General features: G+C 42.6%; 1 tRNA gene and 1 rRNA gene. Both read right to left on the bottom strand.

Annotated features, from left to right (window positions below):
• A 23S ribosomal RNA gene (locus tag VTH8203_RS23375) occupies positions 1-318 on the bottom strand; the annotation flags it as partial.
• 293 nt (positions 319-611) lie between these two features.
• Positions 612-687: transfer RNA gene (locus VTH8203_RS23370), tRNA-Glu, on the bottom strand.
• Positions 688-716 lie beyond the last annotated feature (29 nt).

Raw genomic sequence — 716 nt, 5'->3', positions numbered from 1 at the left:
CCCTGTATCGCGGCACTTTCCAGAGCCTTCGTCTGTCTCATTAAAAGCTTAAGGGCTAATCCAATTTCGCTCGCCGCTACTTTCGGAATCTCGGTTGATTTCTCTTCCTCGGGGTACTTAGATGTTTCAGTTCCCCCGGTTCGCCTCACTAACCTATGTATTCAGTTAGTGATAACTGCTTATGCAGCTGGGTTTCCCCATTCAGGAATCCTAGACTCACAGGTTTTTACTACCTAATCTAGGCTTATCGCAAGTTAATACGCCTTTCATCGCCTCTGACTGCCAAGGCATCCACCGTGTACGCTTAGTCACTTAACCATACAACCCCAAAGGGTCTTTCTATTTGTCTTCACTTTTGAAAAGTGAAAGCAAACGGTCAAACAACCAAAGTTGTCTGCATTTTTATACATGTGCAGACTCGATTTTGCCGGACTCAAATTCCAAGAACACTTGAATGTGTGTTGGTACCTACATCTTTCGATATAGGATTTGAGAACTTTTAATAGATAACAATTAATCAAATTGTTATCTGTCAGCTTTCCAAATTGTTAAAGAACGAGATTTCTTTCGAAACCATTTTTAAGAATTCTCAAAGAGAAAACGCTTAAAGATGGTATCCCGTAGGGGAGTCGAACCCCTGTTACCGCCGTGAAAGGGCGGTGTCCTAGGCCTCTAGACGAACGGGACACGGTGTCTTTAATTCATAAACCAATCAA

It is taken from the genome of Vibrio thalassae (assembly GCF_900089835.1).
Classification (GTDB): domain Bacteria; phylum Pseudomonadota; class Gammaproteobacteria; order Enterobacterales; family Vibrionaceae; genus Vibrio; species Vibrio thalassae.
The sequence above is the reverse complement of the archived record's forward strand: the minus strand, read 5'-3'. Positions and strand labels throughout refer to the sequence as shown.